At 49.7% G+C, this 21,237-nt stretch carries 20 protein-coding genes, 1 tRNA gene and 1 riboswitch; of the genes, 12 read left to right on the top strand and 9 right to left on the bottom strand.

Annotated elements, in window-relative coordinates:
• Window positions 1–86: 86 nt before the first annotated feature.
• Complete coding sequence (locus tag GQ52_RS13595) at window positions 87–371, bottom strand: hypothetical protein (RefSeq protein WP_047518402.1); 285 nt, start codon at window positions 369–371, stop codon at window positions 87–89.
• Window positions 372–640: 269 nt separating this feature from the next.
• On the opposite strand from GQ52_RS13595, the gene GQ52_RS13590 reads away from it, so the two are divergent.
• Complete coding sequence (locus GQ52_RS13590) at window positions 641–925, top strand: hypothetical protein (protein ID WP_019881925.1); 285 nt, start codon at window positions 641–643, stop codon at window positions 923–925.
• A gap of 3 nt (window positions 926–928) precedes the next feature.
• Here the strand turns inward: GQ52_RS13590 and hpnE are convergent, their stop codons facing one another.
• The 3 genes from hpnE to hpnC are packed head-to-tail and all read right to left on the bottom strand — an operon-like array spanning window position 929 to window position 3,947.
• Window positions 929–2,242, bottom strand: a complete 1,314-nt coding sequence (hpnE, locus tag GQ52_RS13585; protein WP_047518400.1) for a hydroxysqualene dehydroxylase HpnE — start codon at window positions 2,240–2,242, stop codon at window positions 929–931.
• Window positions 2,239–3,081 carry a presqualene diphosphate synthase HpnD gene (gene hpnD / locus GQ52_RS13580; RefSeq protein WP_047518398.1) on the bottom strand — a complete coding sequence of 281 codons (843 nt, stop codon included), beginning with the start codon at window positions 3,079–3,081 and terminating at the stop codon, window positions 2,239–2,241. The genes hpnE and hpnD overlap by 4 nt, the downstream gene beginning before the upstream one ends.
• Window positions 3,078–3,947, bottom strand: coding sequence for a squalene synthase HpnC (gene hpnC / locus GQ52_RS13575; RefSeq protein ID WP_047518396.1), 870 nt, complete (start codon window positions 3,945–3,947; stop codon window positions 3,078–3,080). The genes hpnD and hpnC overlap by 4 nt, the downstream gene beginning before the upstream one ends.
• Window positions 3,948–4,032: 85 nt before the next feature.
• Between hpnC and GQ52_RS13570 the strand changes: the two genes are divergently transcribed.
• The 7 genes from GQ52_RS13570 to pnuC all read left to right on the top strand — a co-directional run bounded on the left by GQ52_RS13570 (window position 4,033) and on the right by pnuC (window position 9,227).
• The gene (locus GQ52_RS13570; protein WP_019881929.1) at window positions 4,033–4,788 is read left to right on the top strand and encodes an S-methyl-5'-thioinosine phosphorylase; all 756 of its coding nucleotides are present in this window, start codon (window positions 4,033–4,035) and stop codon (window positions 4,786–4,788) included.
• A gap of 14 nt (window positions 4,789–4,802) precedes the next feature.
• Window positions 4,803–5,336 (top strand): peptide deformylase, encoded by a 534-nt coding sequence (gene def, locus GQ52_RS13565; protein ID WP_047518394.1) that lies wholly within the window; start codon window positions 4,803–4,805, stop codon window positions 5,334–5,336.
• A gap of 25 nt (window positions 5,337–5,361) precedes the next feature.
• A tRNA-Ser gene (locus GQ52_RS13560) sits at window positions 5,362–5,451 on the top strand.
• A gap of 70 nt (window positions 5,452–5,521) precedes the next feature.
• Window positions 5,522–5,797 (top strand): cupin domain-containing protein, encoded by a 276-nt coding sequence (locus GQ52_RS13555; RefSeq protein ID WP_019881932.1) that lies wholly within the window; start codon window positions 5,522–5,524, stop codon window positions 5,795–5,797.
• A gap of 187 nt (window positions 5,798–5,984) precedes the next feature.
• Window positions 5,985–6,088, top strand: a riboswitch (TPP riboswitch).
• Between the two features lie 98 nt (window positions 6,089–6,186).
• Window positions 6,187–8,277: a TonB-dependent receptor gene (locus GQ52_RS13550; protein ID WP_047518391.1), complete on the top strand. Its 2,091-nt coding sequence runs from the start codon at window positions 6,187–6,189 to the stop codon at window positions 8,275–8,277.
• Window positions 8,278–8,320: 43 nt separating this feature from the next.
• Window positions 8,321–8,581, top strand: a complete 261-nt coding sequence (locus GQ52_RS13545) for a YkoF family thiamine/hydroxymethylpyrimidine-binding protein (RefSeq protein ID WP_047518390.1) — start codon at window positions 8,321–8,323, stop codon at window positions 8,579–8,581.
• 34 nt (window positions 8,582–8,615) lie between these two features.
• Window positions 8,616–9,227, top strand: a complete 612-nt coding sequence (gene pnuC, locus GQ52_RS13540; protein ID WP_047518389.1) for a nicotinamide riboside transporter PnuC — start codon at window positions 8,616–8,618, stop codon at window positions 9,225–9,227.
• Window positions 9,228–9,260: 33 nt separating this feature from the next.
• On the opposite strand, the gene GQ52_RS13535 is transcribed toward pnuC, so the two are convergent.
• Both GQ52_RS13535 and GQ52_RS13530 read right to left on the bottom strand, forming a co-directional pair.
• Entirely contained in the window at window positions 9,261–10,133 is an 873-nt protein-coding gene (locus tag GQ52_RS13535) for a phosphotransferase (protein ID WP_047518387.1), read from the bottom strand.
• Between the two features lie 105 nt (window positions 10,134–10,238).
• On the bottom strand, window positions 10,239–12,827 hold the full coding sequence (locus GQ52_RS13530) for a bifunctional diguanylate cyclase/phosphodiesterase (RefSeq protein WP_047518384.1): 2,589 nt from the start codon (window positions 12,825–12,827) through the stop codon (window positions 10,239–10,241).
• A 343-nt stretch (window positions 12,828–13,170) separates the two neighbouring features.
• On the opposite strand from GQ52_RS13530, the gene GQ52_RS13525 reads away from it, so the two are divergent.
• Window positions 13,171–13,443, top strand: a complete 273-nt coding sequence (locus tag GQ52_RS13525; protein WP_047518382.1) for a cupin domain-containing protein — start codon at window positions 13,171–13,173, stop codon at window positions 13,441–13,443.
• A gap of 9 nt (window positions 13,444–13,452) precedes the next feature.
• Here GQ52_RS13525 and GQ52_RS13520 read toward each other — a convergent pair whose 3' ends face one another.
• Together GQ52_RS13520 and map are read right to left on the bottom strand one after the other, a co-directional pair.
• Window positions 13,453–16,032, bottom strand: a complete 2,580-nt coding sequence (locus GQ52_RS13520; protein WP_047518380.1) for a [protein-PII] uridylyltransferase — start codon at window positions 16,030–16,032, stop codon at window positions 13,453–13,455.
• 27 nt (window positions 16,033–16,059) lie between these two features.
• On the bottom strand, window positions 16,060–16,854 hold the full coding sequence (gene map / locus GQ52_RS13515) for a type I methionyl aminopeptidase (RefSeq protein WP_047518378.1): 795 nt from the start codon (window positions 16,852–16,854) through the stop codon (window positions 16,060–16,062).
• 252 nt (window positions 16,855–17,106) lie between these two features.
• Between map and GQ52_RS13510 the strand changes: the two genes are divergently transcribed.
• On the top strand, window positions 17,107–17,937 hold the full coding sequence (locus tag GQ52_RS13510) for an HDOD domain-containing protein (RefSeq protein WP_047518377.1): 831 nt from the start codon (window positions 17,107–17,109) through the stop codon (window positions 17,935–17,937).
• A 39-nt stretch (window positions 17,938–17,976) separates the two neighbouring features.
• Here the strand turns inward: GQ52_RS13510 and GQ52_RS13505 are convergent, their stop codons facing one another.
• Window positions 17,977–19,812: a tetratricopeptide repeat protein gene (locus GQ52_RS13505; protein WP_047518375.1), complete on the bottom strand. Its 1,836-nt coding sequence runs from the start codon at window positions 19,810–19,812 to the stop codon at window positions 17,977–17,979.
• A gap of 149 nt (window positions 19,813–19,961) precedes the next feature.
• Between GQ52_RS13505 and GQ52_RS13500 the strand changes: the two genes are divergently transcribed.
• Window positions 19,962–20,501, top strand: a complete 540-nt coding sequence (locus GQ52_RS13500; protein ID WP_024929855.1) for a peroxiredoxin — start codon at window positions 19,962–19,964, stop codon at window positions 20,499–20,501.
• Between the two features lie 9 nt (window positions 20,502–20,510).
• Window positions 20,511–20,993 (top strand): dihydrofolate reductase, encoded by a 483-nt coding sequence (locus GQ52_RS13495; protein WP_024929856.1) that lies wholly within the window; start codon window positions 20,511–20,513, stop codon window positions 20,991–20,993.
• Window positions 20,994–21,237: the final 244 nt, after the last annotated feature.

The following is a 21,237-nucleotide window of genomic DNA, read 5'->3' as shown; positions in this document are numbered from 1 at the left end:
GCAATCGTTGCCAGAGAGTGAGGCTGCCCAGAAGAGGGAGGACAGCCACAGGGAAGCGGTTGTGAGCCTGTATTTAGGCTAAATCATTAAAAAAACTCAGTTTGTTTCGGATTGTCAGTTTTTAACTTTTGGGCATTCTTCGCCGTTTTATCCATCACATTTACTTCTACACGCGTTAATGTCGCCTGGCATGCGCGTAGCGCCTGGTCATCACTGGCTAATCTGACACATTCCACCTGTTTAGCCAGTTGTTTAATAATGCGTTGTTTGTTATCCATCAATTCAGCATAGCTTTCTGTAGATGGCATAGCTGATGCAAAAATCGAGATGTTGACGAGCAAACCTGTGGTCATCACGGTGGCGTATTTCACGGTGATTGCCTTTCTGCGATGAACGATGCATGCAGTATAAAAAACGGGGGCGGGATTGTCAGTTACAAACGGGTGGGGTTTTGTAGCAATTTGTAGCGACTTCGATACAGGGAAAAGCTATCCATGTTTTGCGCCACTGTGCGGCCATTTAGTCACAAAAACTTCATGCAACTATTCGCAACAGGTGCTTGCCCAAACTGGGTGTCTCTTATCACATGGGTGTGACAATAAGATGACACTGAATAAAAAATACATCAGGAGCAAAAATAATGAAAAAAATCATTTTTCTTTTACCACTGATCGTGTCTGCATGTGCCAGCGTGACTCCTCACCAATATACGACGCAACAAGGCAAGATGGGCTATACACTGACGTGCAGCGAGTTCAATACGACATGGGAGCAGTGCCAGTCCAAGGCGGGTGCGTTATGTTCACAGGGTTATGAGGTGGACAAACAGTTGTCTTTTAAAGAGAGTTTTCCTGATAGCGGGGATGGTATTTACCGGCCAGCGAATAATCACCTCGCGGTCGTGTGCAAAGATTCGGCAGGTTAACCGTTATACGCCGCTTATGATCGCCTGCGCGGCCGCAAAGCCGCTGGTGACCGCACCCTCAATGGTGGCCGGGTAGGGCCCGGCGATATAGTCACCGGCCAGAAATACTTGCGGGTTAGAGGTGAGCGTCGCAGGGCGTGGCAAGTCTGGTGTACAGCTAAAAGTGGCGCGCTTTTCGGTGATGATTTGCGACCACTGGGGTTGCGTAGGCAGTGACATCTGATAAGCAGATAGCGCCTGGTTGATTTCATCAATACATTGCTTCACCAAGGCGGCTTTATCGGCGATGAGTGGCGGATGCGCACTGATGACTACAGCGAGTAATCCTGGCTGATCGCAACATTGTCCGCGGTCAAATACCCATTGTGCCAGGCCATGGCATAAGCCCATGATGGGGTGAGGCAAGCGCGTTTCGACGCCGTATTGCAGGTAAATCGTGGTAATTGGCTGATAGTCGAATGCCGGGCTGGATGTCAGTTCACCGACGATGGTTTTGAGTTGATGCGGGCCTGCTGCAATAATCACATTGTCGAATGTTTCTGCGCCTGTCGCTGTCGATACCTCACAGCTGTCTTCCTTGGACTGTATCGCGATGACAGGGGTGCGTAGCCTGACATCACCACCCAATGTTTTAATCCGCTGTAGCAATGGCTGTATCAATGCAGTGGATAAAGCGCTTTTTACCACCAGAAAGTCACTGTCCTGGCGATGGTGTTGGAAGCTATCGCGTAGCACATTGAGAAAAGTTTGTGCGCTGGCCAGGGTAATCGGTGTATTCAGCGCCGCCAAACAGAGAGGCTCCCACAAAGTGCTAATCGCGAAAGATGTTTGCTGACCTTCCGTCAGCAAGGCGGCAACGGTGCAATCATGAGGCAGTGCAAATGCCTGTTGCTTGAGTTGCTGCATCCAGCAGATCGCGCGCCACTTGCTCTGCCAATCCAATCCTCGCGCACTGAGTAAGCCCCATAATAAATGTAGCGGGGCAGGGAGCCATGTGGGCGTGACCAATGACATGCGCTGAGCACCATTGTGCATATGCAGGGCCAGTGGCAGGCGCATAAACACTTGTTCTGCCTCTATGTTGGCCTCTTGCAGCAAAGTCAGCGTAGCGCGATAAGCGCCTATACACAGGTGTTGGCCGTTATCCAAGGTGGTGGCGTCATGAGCGACGCCACGTGCACGGCCGCCTGCTTGTGGCGCGGCTTCAAACACACACACCTGGTAGCCATGTTGCAACAGCCTGAGTGCTGCAGACACGCCAGCCAGCCCGGCACCGATGATCGCAATTTTACGGTGAGTAGACGCGGTAGCGATCATGCTTTGCGATAGTTAAACCATGCGCCCAGCGCCAGTTTGAGCTTTCTGAAGGGGGGCAGCACCACTTTATGCGTCAGCACCAGGTTGGGCTCAGGTTTAATTTCCTGCAACAGCGCGCGGTAAATAGCGGCCATCATGAGTCCCGGCAATTGCGGTTTGGTATCAGCCTTGGGGAGTTGGCTCAGCGCTTTGTCATAGAACATTTCCGCGCGTTCAATTTGCTTAAGCAGCAACGCCTGTGTTTGTGGCGAAGCTTGACTGTTGAGTAACTGATCTTCAGTCACGCCGGCACGCTCCAGCTCATCGAGGGGAATATAAATACGGCCGCGTCGGGCGTCTTCACCGACATCGCGAATGATATTGGTCAGCTGAAATGCCATGCCCAGGTCATGCGCATATTCCAGCGTTGCCTGCTCTTTGTAGCCAAAAATTTGTGCAGAAAGTAGCCCGACCACGCTGGCAACCCGGTAGCAATACAAGGCCAGTTGTTCAAAGTCGGCATAACGGTTGTATTGCGTGTCCATTTGCATGCCATCGATGATTTCAACGAAATGCGCTTCTTGCAAATGAAAAGTATTGACCACCGGTTTTAAGGCCTGGGTGACCGGGTGCTGCGGGGTTTCATGAAACAGTCTATGGATTTCCTGTTTCCACCAGGCGAGTTTTGTTTGGGCGATCTGGTAATCGGTGCATTCATCCACCACATCATCCACTTCGCGACAGAACGCATACAGCGCGGTCATGGCATCGCGCCGGTCTTTCGGTAAAAACATAAAACTCAGCGTGAAACTGGAGCCACTTTCACGGGTTTTTTGTTGGCAATATTGTTGCGGTGTCATTGTTTAAACAGGGCTTTCAGCAAAATCAGCAGCCAGTCATAGGCTTTCAGGGTTGGGCGATGATGATAGATATCGCCACGGCAGGATTTTAATTTATGTAGGATACGTTCGCCACCTGCAATCATCATGCGCAACTCAAAACCGATGCGGCCTGGCAAGGCGCGACCTAGTGGTTTCCCGGCTAGCAGCATGGTTTCTGCGCGCATCACATTGTGCATGAAAAAAGCTTGCCAGGGCGCATCCACACGCTGTTGACGTAAATCCTGCTCACTGATGCCTGCGGCCTGCATCTCGTCCAGACTCAGGTAAATGCGCCCAACCGCACCGTGTTTTTGCAGATCTGGTGCGATGTCCTGATAAAAATTAATCAGTTGCAAGGCGCTGCAAATCTGGTCAGACCACAGCCGGTGTTGAGGCGTATCGCTGCCATATAGTTGCAACATCAAGCGGCCTACCGGGTTGGCCGAGCGGCGGCAGTAGTCCAGCACCTCATCAACATTGGCATAGCGGGTTTTAACCACGTCCTGTTTAAAAGCATCTATCAGGTCTAGCAATAATTGCACGTCCAGTTTGTGGGTGTTAACCACTTGCTGCAAGGCGATAAATAAGGGCTTAGCTGGCTTGATATAGGCCTGGATCAGCAATAACTCGTCTTCATACGCTTGCAATGCTTGCAGCCGTGACGCTTCAGTCGCATCGCCTTCATCAGCAATATCATCTGCTTCACGCGCGAACTGGTAAATCACCGTGACTGCATGACGCAAATGCGCGGGTAACAGCAGGGAGGCAACCGGGAAGTTTTCGTAGTGCGTTTGCGCCAGCGTCAGGCTGGGAGATGGCTCGGCTGGCTTGGAAAAGGCTTGCATGGCTTAAGTATGCCATAAATCCGTGATACGCTTACGCCTTGCAGATGAACAAGTCTAAAGAGAAATCAAAGTTGGGGATGACAGGATGTTAGGCATTATTGGCGGTACCGGATTGACCGCGCTGGATAATTTAAATATTTCGAAACGCTTGATCGTACGTACACCGTATGGCGAACCTTCACAGCCATTGGTGTTTGGCGAGATAAATGGCAAAGAAGTGGTGTTTCTGGCGCGTCATGGTGGCGGTCATACCATTCCACCGCATGCGGTGAATTACCGGGCGAATATCTGGGCGCTGCATTCTGTTGGTGTACGCAACTTGCTGGCGGTCGCTACCGTCGGTGGCATCGCTCGCAACCTGATCCCGGGTGATATCGTGTTGCCGAACCAGATTCTGGATTATACCTATGGCCGCAGTAACACTTATCACGATGGCATTGAGCTGCCTGTGCGCCATATCGACTTTACCCAGCCGTATTCACAGGCCATGCGCGAGCGCTGCCTGCAAGCGGCGGCTGATGTCGGCTATAGCGTGGTGGATGGCGGTGTCTATGCGTGCGTACAGGGGCCACGCCTGGAAACGGCAGCTGAGATCAACCGCTACGAGCACGATGGTGCCACTGTTGTTGGCATGACCGGTATGCCGGAGGCGGTCTTGGCACGCGAACTTGGCTTGGCTTATGCTGCCATTTGTCCGGTGGCAAACTTTGCCGCTGGCCGTGGTGATAGTGCGCAATCTATCCAGTTTGAACAAGTGATGCCGTTGTTGCAGCAAACCATGGATAAAGTACGCACAGTGATTGCGCATTATTTGGCTGATAACGACTGTTCGATAGCGTAGGGGAGGAGACAACGATGGCGGTGAAACCGGTATTGCGTATGGGCGAGCCACTGTTATATCGCGTCGCAGATAAAGTCACCCAGTTTGATACGCCTGAGTTGCATGCGCTGATTCAGGACATGCACGACACCATGGCGCAGATGAATGGGGCAGGCATCGCCGCACCACAAATTGGCGTCAGCATGCAGGTGGTGATGTTTGGCGTCGGCGCGAATCCGCGTTATCCGGATGCGGAAGAGGTCCCGTTCACTATTCTGATTAATCCTGAATTGACCCCGGTCGACCAAACTGAAGAAGAGGGCTGGGAAGGCTGCCTGTCTGTCCCCGGCATGCGCGGTGTGGTACCACGTTACCAGCATCTGCATTATCGCGGTTTTGATCCGCAAGGTAACGTGATTGACCGTACCGTGAGCGGCTTTCATGCGCGTGTCGTCCAGCATGAGTGTGACCACTTGTTTGGCATACTTTACCCCATGCGTATCCGTGATCTGACAAAATTTGGCTTTAATGATGTACTTTTTCCTGGAATAACGCTTCCAGATGACTGATTGTTTGCTATAATGCCGACTTTCCGGAAGAGTGGCAGAGCGGTTTAATGCTACAGTCTTGAAAACTGTCGAGGGTTCACGCCCTCCGTGAGTTCGAATCTCACCTCTTCCGCCAGACATGTCATGCCGCAGTTTTTGCGGCATTTCTATTTGCAGGTTTTAATTACTCAATTTAAGGAATCGTCATGACTCAAATCATCATCGACCATAACCCATCAGAAGAGAAGCTGAAAGAACTGGGCGTAAAAAGCTGGAACACATGGGATTGCGCACCTTCAAAATTCCCTTTGGATTTCACAGCGACTGAAAAAGCCTACGTGTTAGAAGGCGAATTCAAAGTGACTCCACAAGGTGGCGACACTGTAACGATCAAGGCTGGTGACTATGTTGAGTTTCCAAAAGGCTTGAAATCCCAGTGGGAAGTAGTTAAGCAATTGAAAAAACACTACAAACATTTCTAATTGATTTGTTGTAGCTAGTATTCAATAAAAAACCCTGCAATGCAGGGTTTTTTGTTTTTAGAACACTGCGATTTAAAGCTGGAATCATTAAACTTTGCAAATTGTGCTTTAAATTCAAACACCATTCAACATCGCTCTCTAGCCAAGTTGTTGATATTAAAATACAATCTCACCCTGATTGAAAAATCAAAACGCCTTGGGGTGGCTAACGCCTGAGATCTCGCGCAAGTGAGAAACCCAATGAACCTGACCCAGATAATGCTGGCGTAGGGACAGGCAGAGCCTCTACAACGCAAATGTTTTTGGTTTGTTGTTTCATCAACACACCTACTCACGTCCTTGTCACTCTCCCCCTGTCCTTTTTATGTATCTTGATAGAAAGGATTACCTTGAAACCGATTACAAAACCATTACCCCTCATCGGGCTGTTACTGACCATGCCTGCGTTGGGTGTAGAAGATGACAACAAAGCCGTTGAACTCTCGGAAGTTGTGGTCAGCGCAGACTTTCGCCCCAGTACCGCACAAAAAACAGCTGTCAGCCTGACCGAAATTGACAAAGAAACCATAGAGTCACGTGGCGCGCAACACTTGGAAGAAGTGCTTAACTTGGCACCCAACGTTGGTTTTGCCAGTGGCGCTTCTCGGGGGCAGTTTTTTCAAATACGCGGCATGGGTGAAGACAGTCAGTATTCATCTCCAATAAACCCTTCAGTTGGGCTGATTATCGATGGAATAGACTTTAGTCGTATTGGCGGTGCCGCAACGCTGTTTGATATTGATTCGGTAGAGATTTTACGTGGTCCACAGGGCACCAAATTTGGTAATAATGGCTTAGCAGGCACCATTAATTTGCGTAGTAAAGAGCCTACCAAAGACTTTAAGATGCACTTTGAGACTGCCGCTGGTAATTATGATACGCAAAATGTTGGTTTTGCTGTTGGCGGCGCTATAAAAGATGATACCTTGTTGGGAAGACTTGCCGTTTACAACCATCAATCAGATGGTTATGTTAAGAATGTATATTTAGGTCGCGATGATACCCAAGACCAAAACGAGCTGACGCTACGTGGCAAGTTAAAATGGCTAGCTACCGAAAACTTAACTGTAGATTTGACCTATCTGCATTTAAACATTCGCAATGGCTATGATGCTTTTACATTGGATAATAGCGGCAAAACAAGATCTAATCAGCCAGGTTCTGATAATCAAGAAACTAATGCGCTAGCGTTAAAAGCTAATTGGCAAGCGTCTGATGCAGTGATTATTCAATCACAAGTCAATTACCTTCATTCAGACGTACTATACAGCTACGATGCAGATTGGACCGCTGTACCGCCGGATTATTTTGAGAGTTTTAACCGAAAACGTGAGAACTACTCTTTTGATGTTCGTGCGCTCTCTGATAAACCAGGTCGAATCTTTGGCGGGACCACAGATTGGACAGTCGGTTTATTTCATTATAACCAAAAAGAAAACTTTCAAATCAATTCCAATTATTATGCTGACCCCAACTCGGGCGGCCATTATGAAACCAACAATACTGCGCTTTATGGTCAACTAGATACTTATTTGACCGAAAAATTAACGTTGACCAATGGTCTGCGTCTTGAGCATTTCAAAGCCACTTTATCTGATGCAACAGGTTACGATGATGCCTATAACCTAGTGAATATCGATAACACTTCTGTTGCTGAAAATCTATTCGGTGGAAAAATTGGATTGAACTATCAAGCCAATCAAGACCATTTGCTTTACACAACATTGTCGCGTGGCTTTAAAGCTGGTGGTGTTAATAATGATGGCCGACTGAACAGTGAGCAACGCAATATCAAGCAGGAATATAACATCAGTCTCGAGACGGGTATTAAATCCAGTTGGTTTAACAAAACGTTGATTACAACATTATCTGTGTTTCGCACAGAGCGAAATGATGCCCAGATCAAGTCTTCCAAGGCTCTTGGTAGTGGCCCATTCCTAGAATATATTAACAATGCTTCAAATGCGACTCATCAAGGCTTGGAAGCGAGTTTCGATTGGTTTGCAACTGACAAACTACGCATCCTGGGATCATTGGGTCTACTGGATGCCAAGTTTAGAAACCATATCGCAAACGGAGTGAGTTTCGATGGTCGCCAAGTATCAAACGCTCCCAGATACACATTTAACTTGGGTTCTGAGTTCTATGCGAATGAAAACTTGACGTTGCGCGCGAATGTAGAAGGAAAAGACGAGTTTTATTTTTCAGACAGTCATAATGCAAAATCTAATGCTTATGCGCTTGTGAATGCAAGCCTCGATTATAAGCATGACAAACATTGGAAGGTCAGCGGTTGGGTACGGAATTTATTTGACAAAGAGTATGCCGCTCGAGGATTTTACTTTCCTAACAACCCAGCGAATAACTACACGGTTAATGAAAAATATATTCAATACGGTCAACCACGCGTAGCCGGTATTACCGTCAGTTATGATTACTAAAATGTTGCCAGAGCAAGAGCTCGCCTGATGAAAGGAGCGCTAAATGCGTATTTCAGTCGATATTAGTTTGTACCCTTTAACCGAGGGCTATGTAGAACCCATTCTTGAGTTCATAAATAAGCTCGAAGCCAATGAACATCTGGTCGTCAAGCGTAATAGCCTGGCGACGCAGGTGTTTGGCGAGTATCGCGACGTGATGGATTGCCTGGATGCTGAAATGGAGGCGGTGTTTAATGCGTTGCCGCACAGTGTATTTGTGATGAAGTTTATTGGTACAGACAGGGCCGATGTGGTTGATGTATAGACCTTCTCATTAATCTCTTGCGTGTTTATCGATCATGAACCAAGATAATTTCCAGCCCATCCTGACTGCATTTCAACAAATGTCCAATTGGGAAATCGCCGCGGCTTTGATGGGCGTGGCCTATATTTTGCTGGCGGCAAAAGAGTCACAATGGTGTTGGCTGTTTGCCTTCTTCAGTACTCTGGTATACACCATGCTGTTTTGGGAAGGTCAGCTTCCCATGCAAGCGCTGCTGAATTTTTACTATATTGGCATGGCGATTTATGGTTTTTGGGCATGGCATAAACATGGTGCTAAAACTGATACATTACAGATCAGCCGTTGGCCATGGCTTTGGCATGTTGGTTTTATTGCTGTAGGAGTTGTTGTGAGTGCTTTGGTCAGTGCCTATTTGCAAAAAACCGGACAATCGCAAAGCCCGATGTTAGATGCTTATACGACGGTTTTTTCTGTGATGAACACCTGGCTGATTGCCAGGAAGGTATTGGAAAACTGGCTATATTGGGCGGTGATTGATGGTGCTGCCACGCTCTTGTATGTGCAAACAGGCTATTACGCTACGGCGGCTTTATTTGTGCTGAATACGATTCTGGCGATTGTCGGTTTTATCAGCTGGGTGAAGCTTTATCGGCAACAAAAAGCTTAAACACCCATCATGATGGTAAACGGATTGCAGCATTTATATTTGCTGCATCCATTTTGCCAAATCAGTCTCACCTAATATATTCATCAAAAACAACAGCAACTGATAGCAGCATTTGTATGCTCCATGCTCGGGCCAGTTGTGTGTTTGAATATAGTGCCGTTTGAATAAAGCCAACTGCGTGGGTGTTAATGCATATTCAAGCAGCACTAGATCCAGCGCGCGTGGTGCGATGAAAAATGCATCCAGATCAATCAAAGCCAAATCATTGGTGCCTGAACGGAATTGATCCCAACGTAAATCCAGCATCATCGGCACGAATTCGGTTTCGCGGATATTTTCTGCGTTGGCTAATACTTCAGCCAATAACGTTTTATCAATCGGCGTGCCTTGTTGTTTGGCCAGACAAGTAATTGTTTGGTGCAAACGGCCGGACCATTCAATGGCAGGCAACTTTGGCGCATGCAGCTGGCCCCAGCTGGTGTAAGTGCATTGATGCAGTTTTACAATATGCTCGGCTAACTGTATTACCCAATCATCAGCAATAAGTTCAGCATCTAAATCCTTGCCGGCTAAAAAACGGGTAAGCACAAATCGTTGAGCATTGGCGGCGACAAAACCAGGCACTGTCAGTGCACCGTTTTTCTGCAAAAAATGATGCGTTAGATGGATATCGCCCAGGCTGTCAGGGAAGTTGGCTGCAAATAAATGGTTTGCACCTAGCCAGAAGTGAGAGCTTCTAATGGTCGCTTCATGACACACTTTCAGCACCATTTCGCCATCCGTCGTTTGGCAATAAAACAGCTGGTGCGTGCTATCCTCAAACTTGGCTTGGATGGGATTAGGCTCGGCAACCAGTGTAGGCAAACTGGCTTGTTCGGCGGGAGTGAGTAGGGGATAGGTAAACATTTAAGCGAGTCATTTTAAATCATCAGACGGTTTAAATCATCTGATCATCGTGATTCGCCTATCTCCTGAAGGTCGCAGCCGTGACAGGGCAGTAAGGTGAGACCTTTAGCCTAAATCAATCAGTAACTTCTCGAATGCATCCGCTGGCATTGGTTTGGCGAATAAATAGCCCTGACCAAAGTCGCAATGTATTTCTTGCAGCAAATGCAATTGCGCCTCAGTTTCTATGCCTTCCGCAATGACTTTAATCTTCAGTCTATGCGCCATCTCAATAATGGCTTCACAAATCGCCAGTTCGCTGGAGTCTGGCGCCAGGTTGGCCGTGAATGAACGATCAATCTTCAAATAGTCGACGTTGAATTTTTTCAGGTAGGATAAAGAAGAGTAACCGGTGCCAAAGTCATCAATGGCGATATGAATGCCGGCATTGTGAAATCCCATCAGTTTCTCTTCAATATTGCCGACCAGGTCCATCAGCACGCCTTCGGTAATTTCAATCACGACGCACTTGGTCGGGAAGTGAATATGATCCAGCAGACTAATCCAGTTATGCATCATTTCTTCATTCGCTTTGAATTGCACCGGCGATTTATTGACGGCAATTTCAAAGTCGCGCCCCAGCAGTTGTTTAAATCTGGCGCCTTGTTTGACGGCTTCTATAAATACCCAGTTACCAATTTCATGGATAGTGCCGTAGTGTTCGCAAATGGGGATAAAAATATCCGGGCTGATATACCCCAGTTCCGGATGTTTCCAGCGTAGCAAAGCTTCTGCTTTATTAATGCGGCCGCTGGAGAGCTCAATAATGGGCTGGTAGTGCACAGAAAACTGTTTGCGTGACAATGCCTGGCGCAAATCGGTAGACAGGCGAATGCGGAAATCTGACTCCTGCTGCATCAGCTTGGTGAAAAAGCGATAGCAGCCACGTCCGGCATTCTTGGCCACATACATGGCCTGGTCTGCGATTTTGAGCAGTTGTTGCGCATCGGTGGCATCTTCAGGGTAAATAGCAATGCCGACACTCGCCGAGATAAAAGCTTCTTTTTTCACCGTGATAAATGGCTCTGACAAGTGATTGATAATGTTTTGTGCAATATGCGCAATCATCATATTGTCGTGGGTATCACTCAGAATCACGGTGAACTCATCGCCGCCGAGGCGGGCGACGGTATCGGATTTGCGCACACAAGCAACGATGCGGGCAGCGGCTTCAATCAGCAACGTGTCGCCGACATTGTGGCCGTGCGTATCATTAATCTCTTTAAAGCGGTCGAGATCAATGAAGAGCAGGGCGCATTTCTGGTGTTCCCGTTGCGTCATTTTAAGGGTCTGTTCCAGGCGGTCCTGGAATAATTGCCGGTTAGGCAGCTTGGTCAGCTGGTCAAAATTGGCCTGTTTGAGTATTAACGCCTCTGCATCTTTGATGGCAGAAATATCAGAAAACAGGCCGACGCGTCTATGTACTGCGCCGTCAGCCTGGTAAGAGGTGTTGATCGTTAGCCAGGTAGGGAAAATAGCGCCATTCTTACGTTTGCTCCAGACTTCACCTTGCCATTGCCCACAGGCCTGAATGGCCTGGCTTTGCGCGGCATAAAAAGGGGCATCGTGCTGATCGGAGCGCAAGAGGGTGATGGATTGCCCCTTGATTTCCTCCAGCGCATAGCCCGTCATTTTAGTAAATGCGGGGTTGATCGCCAAAACCGCGCCATAGGCATCTGTGATGGCCATCGCCTCACTGCTGTTGTTATAGACCAGGCCCGCCAGCTTCAGCTCTTCTTCTGCCAGTTTTCTTTCGCTGATGTCTTGCACCGCGCTGATGTAATACAGGGGTTGCTGTTGATCATCGCGTAATAAATGCACTGACAGATTCACCCACACCACTTGCCCCATTTTATGCAGGTAGCGTTTCTCTACAATATATTGGTCAATGTCGCCGTTTAACAAATGCGCAATGGTTTCCGCTTCCTTGATCAGGTCATCAGGTAGCGTAATTTGCTGGTAAGTCATGTGTTGCAACAGGATGTCGTCCTGGCTGTAACCGATGATGCGGCAAAATTCGCGGTTGATTTGCAAAAAGCGGCCAGATAAATCCACTTGTGCAATGCCAATCGCAGCGTGTTCAAACACCGCCCGGAATAAGGCCTCGCTATCCCGCAGTGCTTCCCTGGCCTGGTCTCTTTGCTCGGTGGCCAGGCTGGAGTGGTAAATATGGTAGAGGCTGAGCTGGATGCTGTCGCGGAACTGGCCAATCAGCTCTTTCACCACCTGGTCATAATGGTTTTCCTTGGTGTCCAGAATGCAAATGGTGCCAAACACCTCGCCATTCGGCCAGTTAAGCGGTAACCCATAATAAGAAATCATGCCCAGGGCGACATCTGGATTTTGCTCCCAGCCAGGGCTGGTCAGCGCATTCTGGATCAGCAGTGCCTGGTGATTACTGATCACATTTTCACAATAGAGGCCTGTATTTAAACTGGCATGTTCACCTTGATGATAAACATTACCTTCGCTATGGCTGGATACAAACACTTCTATCTCGTGCGCATGCGCGCGCATGATCAGCGCTGCAGGAATATGGGCAATATAAGCGAGCAAGTCTGTGGTGATTTGCCAGCTCTGCAGTACCTTTTCGGGCACATCAATATCGTCCAGGATGGAATATTGGGGCAAGGCCCCGGATACCTGATTGATCATAACTACCCCCAATACTGTTCGTAGTCATTTTTGTATGGCATGACACACGTCTTTATTCTTTTTCGGCAAGAAACAGGAATTTCTTTACGTGTGTTAATCGCATTATGTGCTTTAGAAATCGCATAATCAATGTGGATTAAGATGGGAGAAGTGAAAAGATTTGATAAGAAATAGTCGCTTTCACTGATTTAAATCAGAGGTCAGACATGTGTTAAAAAGATTGAACTGTGACGCATAATCCGCAAAAATAAGAGCTGGCATGATGTTGCCAGCAAGAAGCTGCAGTGCCATGTATTTTTCCCAAGCATCGTCTGCATGTTTATCCCATGACAAAGGAGCCGCTATGAGCCAGATCAAAGTAGAAAAACCGAGTGCCATGACCCTGGCTGCTTTGGGGGTGAAGCAATGGCCAACCTGGTCGAAAGAAGTGTCGACCTTTACCTGGCAATACAGCAGCACTGAAATTGCCTATATTCTCGAAGGCGAAGTGACGGTGACGCCAGCCAATGGCGCACCGGTGAGTTTTGCGGCAGGGGATCTGGTGACGTTTGCCAGTGGCCTGGATTGCGTGTGGGAAGTAAAAAAACAGCTACGCAAACATTATCATTTTGAGTAGCTTGTTTGCTTAGAGCTCACTCAGGGCCTGTGTGAGCGCGGCAGTTTGTGCGTCGTCTATGGTTTGGCCATGGCAGGCAGAAATCAGGAAACTGTCTTCTACACGGTTGCCCAAGGTGTTGATTTTTGCATTGTGTAGTTCGATGCCATGGTTGAGAAACACCAGCGCCATGCTTGCCAGCAAGCCTGGCCTATCGTTAGCAATAACGTCCAGTTGTTGAAATGCCACCTGGCCTGACGCCGGATGCGCCTCTACCGGGCGCAGGTTGACTTGTGTCGGGATGGGCATGTGTTTGACCTGGCGGCTGACACGTCCGCGTATCGGGTCGGGCATAGCCTGATCACTGAGCAGTTGGTCGTTGAGGCCTTGTTCAATATGCTTAAGCAGTCCGTTATAACTGATCTGGCGTGTGTCTGGTTCCAGCACGATAAAGTTATCCAGCGCGTAGCTATGCGCCGTGGTGTAAATCTTGGCCTGCACAATGTTGTATTGCATGCTGTCAAAAAAGTGGCAGATACGGGCAAAAATCTCTTTTTGGTCGCGACTGTAAATCATGACTTGTATACCGTCACCTTTCGGGCTGAGCCGGGCCCGCACAATCGGTTTTTCAGCACGCAGGTGCGGGATCAGCAAGCGGCTTTGCCAGGCGATTTCGTCACTCTCAAAGCGGCTGAAATAGCCGCTGCCAAAGGCTTGCCACAACGGTTGTACTGAAGCTTCTTTCAGGTTGAAACTACTGAGTTTTTGTAGCACTTCCTGCTTGCGCAAACTCAGTTGCGCTTCGGTATTGAGTGATTGCTGCAATACGCGGCGTGTTTGCAAAAACAGGCTTTCCAGTAACTTGGCTTTCCAGGCATTCCACACGTTCGGGCTGGTGCCGCGGATATCGGCCACCGTGAGTAAATACAAGGCGGTCAGGCGATATTCCGAGCCGACCATCTGTGCAAACGCTTCAATCACATCCGGGTCGGACAAATCACTTTTCTGCGCCGTACTCGATAGTTTTAAATGCGCTTCGACCAGCCAGGCCACCAATTCGGTATCGGCTTTGGGTAGCCCCAGCTTTTGGCAGAAGCGTCTGGCATCAATGGTGCCCAATTGTGAGTGATCACCGCCACGGCCTTTGGCAATGTCGTGAAAAATTGCGGCTAAATATAGCAAATGCGGCTGGCTGAATTCATTAAACAGCTGGCTGCATAGCGGAAACTCATGGCGCAGGTCTGGCTTGGCAAAGCGGCGCAAATTACGCAATACATTGAGCGTATGTTCATCAACGGTGTAGACATGAAACAAGTCATGCTGCATTTGCGCAATGACGCGACCAAATACCGGGATATAGCGGCCAAGGATGCCGTAACGGTTCATACGGCGCAGGCTGCGGTGTACGCCTTCACGGCTTTGCAGTATCTGCAGGAACAAGGCTTTATGTGCAGCATTCTGCCGGAAGCTGCGGTCGATCAGTGGTTGCGCATCCTGCAAGGCTCTTACCAGTGTGGCGCTAAAGCCGGTGATGGCCGGGTGTTGCTGTAATAGCTGAAAACAGCGCAAGATGGCTTCAGGCTTGCGCTGGAACAAGTCTGGCATTTGTGCGTTCAACAGGCCTTGTGACAATGTGAAATCCTGGTCTATCACGCTGGGCGCTTCGGTGGGCGGGCTCACACGCGCGTGCATGCGTTTGAGCAGTACTTCATTCTCAATCATGATCGCCCTGGCGCTGCGGTAAAAGCCTTGCATCAGTTGTTCACTGGCGCGTTTTTGTGCCGTGGTTTTATAGCCCATTTGCTCGGCCAGGGTATTTTGAAAATCAAATACCAGGCGGTCTTCGCGGCGTTTGGCCAGTAGATGCAAGCGGATGCGCAGGTTTTGCAGCAAGCGCTCGTGTCGCTTGAGCTGGCTGGCCTGGCTGCGGTTGAGCAGGCCAGCATGTACCAGGTCGTTCCAGTCATTGCCCAGCCCCTGGCTTTGTGCGACCCACAAAATCATATGCAGATCACGCAGTCCGCCCGGACTTTCCTTGATATTGGGTTCTAGGTTGTAAGCTGTATCGTGAAACTTGGCGTGGCGAATTTGTTGTTCACGCAGTTTTTCGGCAAAGAAACGCGCTTGGTCCAATTGCGTGTGCAATGACTGCATCAGGCCGCTGAAGGTTTGGCGCTGACCGGTCAGCCAGCGTGCTTCCAGCAGGTTGGTCATGATGGTCACGTCCAGCTTGGCTTCGTCCAGGCATTCTTGCAAGGTACGCACACTGTGGCCTATATTCAGGCCAATATCCCATAAGGTGCCAATCAGCGATTCGACAGCTGTCTGAAGCTGGCTGTCGCTGTTTTCCGGCATCAGGATCAGCAGGTCAATATCGGATTGGGGAAACATGTCGCCACGGCCATAACCGCCAACGGCAATCAGGCTGACACTGGCCGGTAAGGCATAACTGCGCCAGAGATCTCGCAGCAGTTGGTCCAGCACACGGCTATGTTGTTGCAGTAAGGTTTTTGCTTGCGGATTGGCCTGGTAGGCATCGGCAATCTGCTGGCGCGCCAGTTGGAGCGACTCGCGCCAGTGTTTGAGCTGTTCCTTGCTAATCATTGTCATGTAGCAATGGTCACCATCGTCAGGTGTTTACAGGGCTGGGCGCGGTGGCGTACCGGCAGACACGGTCATGATTTCAAAGCCATCTTCGGTGACCAGTACGGTGTGCTCCCATTGCGCTGACAGACTGCGGTCTTTGGTGACCACCGTCCAGCCATCTGACATGAATTTGATGTCACGGCGTCCGGCATTAATCATGGGCTCTATGGTAAAGATCATGCCTGGTTTGAGTGTCAGGCCAGCCCCAGGTTTGCCGTAGTGCAGTACTTGCGGTTCGCAATGGAATTTTTTACCAATGCCATGACCGCAGAATTCGCGCACGATACTGTAACCATTCTTTTCGGCAAACGATTGAATGGCGTAGCCGATATCACCCAGCGTGTTGCCGGGTTTTACTTTCTCAATGCCGCGCCACATGGCCTGGTAGGTCAGTTCGCACAAGCGTTTGGCTTGTGGCGTCACGCCACCTACCGTAAACATGCGTGAGGTGTCGCCGTGATAACCGTCTTTGATAACGGTAATGTCGAGGTTGACGATATCACCTTGTTTTAGCTCTTTTTCGCTGGGCACACCATGGCAAATTTGCTGGTTAATGGAGGTGCAGATTGATTTGGGATAGGGCGTATGACCATCCGGCGCATAGTTGAGCGGGGCAGGAATCGCCTGTTGCACGTTGACGATGTAATCGTGACACAACTGGTCCAGCTTATTGGTCGTCACGCCAGCCACAACAAACGGCGTAATGTAGTCGAGCACCTCGGAGGCCAGTCGACCGGCGATGCGCATTTTTTCGATTTCTTCGGGGGTGTGCAGAATGATTGCCATATGCTGATGACCTTACAAAACCGGATTTTTCAGGATCCGGCTTGGGAATCAATAACTAAAATGTCATTCTAACATAGGCATTTATCAGTCACGACTAAAGAAACATGCCTTTTGTGGCGTTAAACTTAATGATTGCATTCAAATGGATATGCCCTAAAAACAAACAGGCGCTGATTTGTGCGATTGATTGCAACATCGCATGCGGTGGCAATGTTTTATACTCGGGCGCATGAATCAAGCTGGAGCGAACAGATGGTGACACTCACCGAAGCAAGGCAACACCGGACCGTGAATGGCTGGGTCGCTTTTTTAAAGCAGGCGGATATTCCGGTATTGCGGCAAACCGCCAGGGAACTGACTGCGCTGCAAGAGCGAGGGGACGACACGGGAGCACGTGACATTACACGCGTGGTGATTAATGACCCGCTGATGATGTTTAAAGTGCTGACCTATGCCAACAATCACCGCAGCCGCCACCAGTTGCAAGACCTGGTGCAGGTGGAGCAGGCAATTATCATGATGGGCACCAGCACCTTTTTTGCCGAAATTCCTGCCGTGCCGCATGTCGAGGATGTGTTGAACCAGCATGTGCCTGCCTTGGTGGATTTGCTTAAACTCATGATACGTGCACACCGTGCCGGTTATTTTGCGGCCGAATTTGCCTCACATTTGATGGATTTGCACGCAGAAGAGTTGCGTGTGGCGGCCTCATTATATGACTTTGCCGAAATGCTGATGTGGTGTTTTAATCCAGAAGCCATGGGTGAAATCAGCAAGCGCCAGGCCGCCGATAAAACCTTGCGCAGTCGTGTCGTGCAGCAAGAAGTACTTGGTTTCCGTATCCTGGAGTTGCAGGCGGAACTGGTGCAGGCATTTAACCTGCCATCGCTGTTAAACGATTTAATGGATGAACAGCGTGCGCATCTGCCCAGGGTGCGCAATGTGCAACTGGCCGTCAACCTGGCCAGGCATTCTGCTGATGGTTGGGCCAATGCGGCCCTGCCAGATGACTACAAAGAGATTGCCCAGTTACTACATGTGGATGTGGAGCGGGTAATGCATATTGTGGGCGTGCCGCACTAATATTCCCAGCGCTGTCGCACTAGTATTCCCAAAACTTGATCAGGCATCTGCGGCGCGTTTTGCCAGCAGGTCGGTAATCGCCTGATGCACCTGGTCAATCACATTCTCCCACGGCTCTGCAGCGCTTTGCCTGAATAGACGCATGCCTGGATACCAGGGGCTATCTTCACGCTGTTGCAGCCAGCGGAAATGCGCCTGGTGTGGCAACAATAACCAGACCGGTTTACCCAGTGCCGCTGCCAGATGCGCGACCGCTGTATCCACCGTAATGACCAGATCCATTTGCATGATTAGCCCGGCCGTCTGTGTAAAATCAGTCAGTGCGGGGTGATGGCATTCCAGCATCGGAAAACGCTTGAGCATGATGTGATCTTCACGCCGGAACTCTTTTTGCATACTGTGCCATTCGACTTCCATTTGCAGTAATGGCGCCATCAGGTAGAGCGGAATACTGCGTAGCTTGTCATATTTATTATCCACATCGCCACACCAGTTGAGGCCGATACGCAAACGTCTGGTCGGCCCCAGCAATTGTTGCCACGGCTGGCTATGCCGCTCGTGAATGGCGAGATAGGGCAGGTTGGCAGGCACCGTGTCGATCAGGGTTTTAAAGACCGCTGGCAGGCTGAGCATCGGGCAATACACATCAAAATGCGGTAAAGGACGGCCATCCTGGCGAATCACCAGAATACCGGCATCCTGCGCCCAAAACTCATTTAACAGATCAAACAAGGCCTCGGGCACCGCGATAATCATCTGGTTAGCTTTGAAGACCTTGATCAGCGGGATATAGCGACAGTATTGCAAGGTGTCGCTCAGCGTCATTTCAGCCAGGATAAGGATGGTTTTGCCCACCAGCGAGCCGGTTTCGCGCCATAACAAGTCTGTGTTTGGTCGCTGTTTGTCAGGGAGTACCTCAAAGCGCGAGGCATACATGGGCCAGCCAGTCTCATATTCGCCCCTGGCCAGTTTGAGCATACTCAGGTAATAGCGTGCTTGTGCGTGTTGAGGCGCATGCTGCAAAGCCGTTTCGAGGCAGGTATAGGCTTCGTCCGCATCGCCATTTTCATATAAGGCCAGCCCCAGGTTGCAGTAAGACGAAGCATAGCCTGGGTTCAATTGCAGCGCTTGCCTGAAATCGGCGATGGCCGCTGGATATTGGCCAAGCTGACAAAGCACCACGCCACGGTTGTTATACGGCACCGGCAAATTCGGCTGGTAGGTAATCGCATCGTTAAAGCTATCCAGCGCGGCTTGTGTTTTACCCTGGAGTTGCAGCATCAGGGCGCGCTGATGATAGGCCTCAGCAAAGTCCGGCTGGATATTGATCGCCTGCTGCATGCATTGCAGGGCCTCATCGGTTGCATGCAACTGCTGGCATAACACACCCAGGCGATAGTGAAAGTGTGCGTGTTCAGGATGCGCGGCTACCGCTTGCCTGAGCATATTGGCCGCTGGTTCCAGCTGTTGTGCTTGCAGCATCAAGTCGACACATTCGCTGAATGCCTGTGATTGTTGTGGATCTAACTTGGTTGCAGTACGCAGGCGTAAAATCGCTTCTTGCGTGCGCCCCATATTTTTCAGTGCGCGGGCGTCGAGAGAATACAGTTGTGCCTGTTTTGCATCCAGGGCAATCGCTTGTTTATAACATTCATGCGCCGCTTTAAATTGCTGCGTGCGCATATGCAGATTGGCCAGTTGCACATGCAACTCGAGTATTTTGGGCTGCAGGCTAATCGCTTGCAGTAAATACTGCTCAGCGGCATGAAACTCCTGATTCTTTAACATCAGGCCAGCCAGTTTCTGGTATGCGTCCCAGCGCAGCGGGTCGTCAGCAATTAGTTTGAGCAGTTTTGCAATGGCTTCATTATTCATGGGAGAGACTGCAACACTTCAAACGTTTGCGTATGACCTTAAAATGACAGATGGCGGATTAAGGTACAATAAGCGGCTTAAAGCGTCAACGGCCAAACGGTCATCAGGCTCACTTTTAAGTCATTTACGTCTAAAGGGGAAATCAAGCAATGCTCATCAAACTGATCATGTACGGACTGATATTATGGTTGGCCATCTGGGGTTATCGCCAGTATCAGCAGCCCTCAAACCGCGTCAGTGTCGGCATGAAAGCGCCGGATTTCAAGTTGCCGGATGCGCAAGGTAATACGCGACGGCTGGCTGACTGGCAAGGCAAGTGGTTGATTCTGTACTTTTATCCCAGAGATGATACGCCAGGCTGCACGCGCGAAGCCTGCCATTTTCGTGATGATATCCAGCAAATCCATGCCATGGGGGCGGAAGTCGTTGGCGTGAGCGTAGACACTGTTGCCAGCCATGCCGAGTTTGCACAAAAACACCGTTTATCGTTTCCCTTGCTGGCCGACACCAATGGCCAGGTGGCAGATGCCTATGGCGCGTTGTTTAACCTGGGCATATTGCAGGCCGCCAAACGCATGACCTTTATTATCGATCCGCAAGGCATGGTTGCGCAGACCTATAGCAACGTCAATCCGGATGGACACAGCCAAGCCATTATTGATGACCTCAAACGGTTATCCGCATTTTAAGAGGTTTTTATGCAAGCACTTTCCCTCATCGTCGCCCATGCCGACAACCGGGTGATTGGCCACAATAACCAGTTGCCCTGGCACTTGCCAGAAGACCTCAAACGCTTCAAGCAACTCACCATGGGGCATCATATTATTATGGGCCGTAAAACCTATGAATCGCTGGGACGGCTGCTGCCGGGGCGCACTACCGTGATTGTGACGCGCGATACTGAATATGTGGTTGAAGGCGCGAAAGTCGTTCACTCATTGCCGGAAGCGTTGGCGGCGTGCGCAGGCGATGATGAGCCATTTTTGATTGGCGGGGCAGAGATGTACGTCCAAGGTTTGCCTTATGTCACGCGGCTATACATTACGCGCGTGTATGCGCATGTCGGCGGCGATGCGTTTTTTCCTGAGATGGAGATGCATGATTGGGCGTTGGTGAGCGAAGAGGGGCATACCTCGGTGAATGGCTTGCATTATAGTGATATGGTTTATCAGCGGCGCTGATTTGGATGAGTTGATTAAGGGAGCCTTTGGGAAGGTCATTCTTTCATCGTAAGGTTGGGGGATTGCTTTTCGCCTTTTTGGCGAGTTACTTTTCTTTGCTTGCACAAAGAACAAGTAACCAAAAGAAAGTGCATCCCAACTTCCGCTTGTTTCCTGTGCTACTCGGCTTGCCGGGCGTCCATCGAAACTCGCCCTGACAAGCCACACACATCGTGGCTTGTTGCGGAGCTCAAACAGCCGATGG

The sequence above is a fragment of the Methylophilus sp. Q8 genome, assembly GCF_000800115.1.
In the GTDB taxonomy this organism is placed as follows: domain Bacteria; phylum Pseudomonadota; class Gammaproteobacteria; order Burkholderiales; family Methylophilaceae; genus Methylophilus.
This window is presented reverse-complemented; position numbering and strand designations above follow the sequence as displayed.

What these genes read in the sequence shown, in the direction of transcription:
- GQ52_RS13590 (WP_019881925.1), top strand. Translation starts at nt 641, where the DNA reads ATGAAAAAAATCATTTTTCTTTTACCACTGATCGTGTCTGCATGTGCC.
- hpnE (WP_047518400.1), bottom strand. Translation starts at nt 2,242, where the DNA reads ATGATCGCTACCGCGTCTACTCACCGTAAAATTGCGATCATCGGTGCC.
- hpnD (WP_047518398.1), bottom strand. Translation starts at nt 3,081, where the DNA reads ATGACACCGCAACAATATTGCCAACAAAAAACCCGTGAAAGTGGCTCC.
- hpnC (WP_047518396.1), bottom strand. Translation starts at nt 3,947, where the DNA reads ATGCAAGCCTTTTCCAAGCCAGCCGAGCCATCTCCCAGCCTGACGCTG.
- GQ52_RS13570 (WP_019881929.1), top strand. Translation starts at nt 4,033, where the DNA reads ATGTTAGGCATTATTGGCGGTACCGGATTGACCGCGCTGGATAATTTA.
- def (WP_047518394.1), top strand. Translation starts at nt 4,803, where the DNA reads ATGGCGGTGAAACCGGTATTGCGTATGGGCGAGCCACTGTTATATCGC.
- GQ52_RS13555 (WP_019881932.1), top strand. Translation starts at nt 5,522, where the DNA reads ATGACTCAAATCATCATCGACCATAACCCATCAGAAGAGAAGCTGAAA.
- GQ52_RS13545 (WP_047518390.1), top strand. Translation starts at nt 8,321, where the DNA reads ATGCGTATTTCAGTCGATATTAGTTTGTACCCTTTAACCGAGGGCTAT.
- pnuC (WP_047518389.1), top strand. Translation starts at nt 8,616, where the DNA reads ATGAACCAAGATAATTTCCAGCCCATCCTGACTGCATTTCAACAAATG.
- GQ52_RS13535 (WP_047518387.1), bottom strand. Translation starts at nt 10,133, where the DNA reads ATGTTTACCTATCCCCTACTCACTCCCGCCGAACAAGCCAGTTTGCCT.
- GQ52_RS13530 (WP_047518384.1), bottom strand. Translation starts at nt 12,827, where the DNA reads ATGATCAATCAGGTATCCGGGGCCTTGCCCCAATATTCCATCCTGGAC.
- GQ52_RS13525 (WP_047518382.1), top strand. Translation starts at nt 13,171, where the DNA reads ATGAGCCAGATCAAAGTAGAAAAACCGAGTGCCATGACCCTGGCTGCT.
- GQ52_RS13520 (WP_047518380.1), bottom strand. Translation starts at nt 16,032, where the DNA reads ATGACAATGATTAGCAAGGAACAGCTCAAACACTGGCGCGAGTCGCTC.
- map (WP_047518378.1), bottom strand. Translation starts at nt 16,854, where the DNA reads ATGGCAATCATTCTGCACACCCCCGAAGAAATCGAAAAAATGCGCATC.
- GQ52_RS13510 (WP_047518377.1), top strand. Translation starts at nt 17,107, where the DNA reads ATGGTGACACTCACCGAAGCAAGGCAACACCGGACCGTGAATGGCTGG.
- GQ52_RS13505 (WP_047518375.1), bottom strand. Translation starts at nt 19,812, where the DNA reads ATGAATAATGAAGCCATTGCAAAACTGCTCAAACTAATTGCTGACGAC.
- GQ52_RS13500 (WP_024929855.1), top strand. Translation starts at nt 19,962, where the DNA reads ATGCTCATCAAACTGATCATGTACGGACTGATATTATGGTTGGCCATC.
- GQ52_RS13495 (WP_024929856.1), top strand. Translation starts at nt 20,511, where the DNA reads ATGCAAGCACTTTCCCTCATCGTCGCCCATGCCGACAACCGGGTGATT.